A 4,604-nucleotide genomic window follows, 5' to 3' on the forward strand; every position below is an offset into this window, starting at 1 on the left:
GGCAGGGGCGGGGGCGTTTATCACCCCCGCCGATGGTCTTTGCGACGAACTGGTCGCGAGAAACCGGTAGGACCGGCCACGGGAATTGGGGGGCGACGCTCGGTGGACGAAGTCTGGGTGCTTTTGCAGGGAATCGTTCTCGGATTCGCCATCGCCGCACCCGTCGGGCCGATCGGTCTGCTGTGCATCCGCCGCACCCTGCAGCATGGGCCCCTGATGGGCTTCTTCACCGGGTTCGGCGCCGCGGTGGCCGACACCTTCTATGGCGCCATCGCCGCCTTCGGCGTGTCGGCGGCGCTCAGCTTCCTGCGCGGGCACGAGATCGCCTTCCAGCTGGTCGGCGGCATCTTCCTGCTGGTGGTTGCGGTCCGCACCTTCCGCCAGCATCCCGAAGCGGAGGAGCGCGAGGCCGCGGCCGCCCCCGACAGCAAATCCTGGTTCACCGGCTTCATGACCGGCCTGTCGCTGACCCTGACCAACCCGGCGACCATCATGGCCTTCATCGCCATCTTCGCCGGCTTCGGACTGGGCGGCACGCTGGACCGGCTGGAAGCGTCGACCCTGGTGCTGGGCGTCTTCATCGGGTCGTCGCTGTGGTGGATGACGCTGGCGATGGGTGTCGCCGCCGTGCGTCACCGCATCTCCGACCGCGGGCTGACCATGCTGAACCACTGCACCGGCGTGGCGCTGGGCGTCTTCGGCCTGTGGGCGCTGGGCATGGCCGCGACCGGCATCGTCGGCATGGCGACCGCCTGAAAACTTGTTCAGCAGCCGGCTGACGGCGTGACGCTCGGCGCTTCCCCGGCCGTACCGCCCTTGCGCAGCAGGTGCAGGTGCTTGGTCAGCCGCCACAGATACAGGCCCACCAGCACCACCAGCAGCCCGATGGTGAAATAGCCGACCAGCCGGTGGGCGAAGGGCCAGGTCGACAGCATGTAGCCGGTCCAGGCCAGCAGCAGCGTCCACAGCACCGATCCGATGCCCGACGCCAGCGAATAGTTCAGGATCGACATCCTGCAGGCGCCGGCCGGAATCGAGATCAGCGTCCGCACCCCCGGCACCGGCTGCGAGAACAGCACGGCCAGCCCGCCGCGCTTGGCGAACCAGTCGGTGCTCTGCCGCACCTTCTTCGGGTTGATGGTCAGCCAGGGGCCGTATTTCTTCAGGAACGCCTCCAGCCGCTCGCGCCCCATCAGGCGGCTCGGCAGGAACCAAACCAGCTGCCCGGCCAGCGAGCCGAGCCCGCCGGCGACGGCGATCCCCACCAGCGAGAACTCGCCGGTCGCCGCCCCGATCCCGGCCAGCGGGATCACCGACTCGGAGGGAAGCGGCGGAAACACCCGCGCCAGCGCCACCAGCAGGAAGATCCCGATATAGTGAAGATGGTGCATCACCTGCACCAGCCAGTCCGTCAACCCGCCATCCATTCCGTCCGTCCTTCCCCACCGGTCGAATTGACCCGTATCGGGAGAACGGCGTGCTGTGGTTGGGGGTTCCCGTGTCGGCTGAGAGTCGGCTTCGAATGCCCCCTCCCCATCCCTCCCCCGCTTCGCGGGAGAGGGTGCCTTATGCGAGGCGGCGGCAGTTCCCTCTCCCGCGGAACGCGGGGGAGGGTTAGGGAGGGGGCACCCGGAGAAACCGCTCAGCTTCACCCGTTGAACAGCGCCGCGTCGATCCGCCGGACCATCGCCACCAGCTTCGGCGCGAACTCCTCCTCAAGCTTCTTCAGATCGACCATGAAGGCCGGCCCACCGCAGTTGAAGGCCAGCACCTGCGAGCCGTCGCGCGGCACGAAGGGGACGCCGACGGCATGCACCTCCGACTTCCAGGCGCCGATGGAGCGGCAGTAGCCGCGCGTCCGGTAATCCTCGATGGCCTGGAGGATGCCGTCGCGGATCTCGGGCCAGCGCTCCCCCTCATGCTCTTCCAGCTTGGCCATCAGCGGCGCGCGCTCCGCCTCCGGCAAGGCGGCCAGATAGGCGCGGCCCATGCCGGTGGTCGACAGCTTGATGTGGGAGCCGACGTCGAGCGACAGCGTGATCGGCCCGGTCGCCTTGCAGCATTCCAGATAGATCATGCTCAGCCGGTCGCGCCCGCCGAGCGCCACGGCAAGGCCGGTCTGGTCGGCCAGCTCCTGCATCAGCGGCCGGGCGACCTGCCGGATGCCCATGCCCGACAGGCTGGCATAGCCGAGCGCCAGCACCGAGGTGCCGAGCCGATACTTGCCGGTGTTCTGGTCGTAGGCGAGATAGCCCAGCTTCGCCAGCGTGTAGGTCAGCCGCGACACGGTCGGCTTGGGCAGGCCGGTGCGTTGCGCCAGCTCCAGATTGCCGAGCATCGATTCGTTGCGGCGGAAGGCGCGCAGCAGTTCCAGCCCGCGGGCAAGCGCCGTGACGAAGCGCGGGTCCTTCTCGTCGTCCGCCAGATCGTCGGCGACCAGAGCCTCTTCCCGCCTGCGCATGACCCGTCCCTCCCGCAAAAGATAACGGGACGATCCTGCCAGCCGCCGCACAGCGCGTCAATGGAACAAGGTTTCGCGATGCGAAATTTATAACCGGCGGCCTATGCCCGCACTTACTGCGTCGCCCCCAGCCCCAGCGTCACCATGCGTTCGTACAGCGACGCGCGCGAAATGCCCAGCAGCTTCGCCGCCCGCGCCTTCACCCCGTTGGCCTCCTCCAGCGCGGCGGCGATGGCGTGGCGTTCGGCGGCGTGCAGCACCTCCTGCAACGGCCGCGCGCCCGCCGCCAGCGGCAGGGCGGAGGCGCCGGCCGGATGCTGCATGCCGGGAAGCACGCTGCGGATGTGCGGCGCCGTCAGGATCGGTGCGTCGGTCAGCGCCACCACCCGCTCCAGCGTGTTGTAAAGCTCGCGCACGTTGCCGGGCCAGTCATAGTCGCGCAGCACCTGCACCGCCGATTCCAGCAGTTCGCGCGGCGGCGTGCCCTGCTGGATCGCCAGCTGTTCCAGGATGCGGTCGGCGATGCTCTCGATGTCCTCCGGCCGGTCGCGCAGCGGCGGCAGGGTGATCGGCACCACGTTCAGGCGGTAATAGAGGTCGGCGCGGAACTGCTTCTCGCGCACCAGGGCATGCAGGTCGCGGCTGGTGGCGGCGATGATCCGCACATCGACCCGCACCACCTTGTTGGATCCCAGCGGCTCGATCTCCCGCTCCTGCAGCACGCGCAGCAGCTTGGCCTGGACCGGCAGCGGCATGTCGCCGATCTCGTCGAGGAACAGGGTGCCGCCGTTGGCGAGCTGGAACTTGCCCTCGCGGTGGCGGCGGTCGGCACCGGTGTAGGCGCCGGGGGCGACGCCGAAGAACTCCGCCTCCAGCAGGGTATCCGGGATGGCGGCGACATTGACGCCGACGAAGGGCTTGGCCGCCCGCGGGCTGGCGGAATGGATGGCCTGGGCCAGCAGTTCCTTACCCGTCCCGGTCTCGCCCAGCAGCAGGACGGTCGAGTCCATCTGGGCGGCGCGGCGGCCCAGCCGCTTGATCTCGCGGATCGATTCGCTGGCGCCCAGGAACTGCGAGAAGGAATATTTGGCCCGGCGCTCGTGCGCCAGCTCCTGCTGGGTGCGGGTCAGCTCCTCCTGCATCTTCTCGTATTTGCGGACCAGCGGGCGGAGATATTCGGCGCGGTCGAACAGCACGAAGCCGATGGCGCCGATGATCGAGCCGTCGATGCCGAACAGCGGCATCCGCGTCACCACGAAGGAACGGTCGTCGAACTCCATGATGTCCAGCGGCTGGGGCTGGCCGCTGTCGATCACCCGGCGCAGCTGGCTGTTGGGGATGACGTCCTCCACCTGCCGGCCGCGCGGGTCGTCCGGAACCCCCAGCAGAGCCTTGTACTTCTCGTCCATCCAGGCGATGCGGCCAGTGTGATCGACAGCGACGGCGCCGACGCACATGGATTCCAGATGTTCAAAAAGGGAGTGCACCGCCCGCTGGCGCAACGCTTCGAAATCGACGGTGTCGCCCACGTCACCCTCCCAAACGGGACCGATCTTCGTCGTCCCGGTGTCGAGGCCTCTTGCGATGCCGGCTTTGGGGCCTGCTGCATTGCAACGCAATTTGCCAACAATATCAGAGGTCAACATAGTAGCCCATCCGTCGGATTAAAGGGAAGGCATGCAGGTTCGGTCGGGTGCGCGGGGTCGATCCGCACCCGTTCATCAGATCAAAGCTTTGCCGCGTGCCAGTTCGGACCGCTTTTTAAAAAAGCAATCCGGACGAGTTCTCTACATCCTCCGCCATATCCCTGTTTCTTATTGGGTCTTTCAACCGTGACGGGTAGAAAAGGGAAAAAGAGGGGGACCTTTCGGTCCCCCCTGGGGGAGTTACGGAGAAGACGGCAGACTCAATGTCCGCGCTTGGGCAGGCGGGCCATCAGCTCGCCGACGATTCCGCGGCGGAAGAGCAGGACGCAGACGACGAAGATGCAGCCGATCACCACCGGCACCGGCAGGCTGGTGGAAGCGAGGTAGCTTTCCAGCGTCACCACCAGCCCGGCGCCGACCACCGGCCCGAACAGCGTGCCCATGCCGCCCAAGAGCGTCATCAGCACCACCTCGCCCGACATCTGCCACGTCACGTC

Annotated in this window: 4 protein-coding genes and 1 pseudogene; 1 reads left to right on the forward strand and 4 read right to left on the reverse strand. The window is 67.4% G+C overall.

Features of this window, described 5'->3' with window-relative positions; genetic code table 11:
- The first annotated feature begins 102 nt into the window (after nt 1-102).
- Nucleotides 103-756, forward strand: coding sequence for a LysE family transporter (locus tag TSO5_RS30000; RefSeq protein WP_109155038.1), 654 nt, complete (start codon nt 103-105; stop codon nt 754-756).
- An 8-nt stretch (nt 757-764) separates the two neighbouring features.
- Here TSO5_RS30000 and TSO5_RS30005 read toward each other — a convergent pair whose 3' ends face one another.
- The 4 genes and pseudogenes from TSO5_RS30005 to TSO5_RS30020 form a co-directional block, all read right to left on the reverse strand.
- Complete coding sequence (locus TSO5_RS30005) at nt 765-1,427, reverse strand: DedA family protein (protein ID WP_109155039.1); 663 nt, start codon at nt 1,425-1,427, stop codon at nt 765-767.
- A gap of 221 nt (nt 1,428-1,648) precedes the next feature.
- Nucleotides 1,649-2,461: an IclR family transcriptional regulator gene (locus TSO5_RS30010; protein ID WP_109155040.1), complete on the reverse strand. Its 813-nt coding sequence runs from the start codon at nt 2,459-2,461 to the stop codon at nt 1,649-1,651.
- A 113-nt stretch (nt 2,462-2,574) separates the two neighbouring features.
- Nucleotides 2,575-3,990: a sigma 54-interacting transcriptional regulator gene (locus TSO5_RS30015; RefSeq protein ID WP_247871037.1), complete on the reverse strand. Its 1,416-nt coding sequence runs from the start codon at nt 3,988-3,990 to the stop codon at nt 2,575-2,577.
- 377 nt (nt 3,991-4,367) lie between these two features.
- Nucleotides 4,368-4,604: pseudogene (locus TSO5_RS30020) on the reverse strand (branched-chain amino acid ABC transporter permease); the annotation flags it as partial.

Source organism: Azospirillum sp. TSO5 (assembly GCF_003116065.1).
Lineage (GTDB): Bacteria > Pseudomonadota > Alphaproteobacteria > Azospirillales > Azospirillaceae > Azospirillum.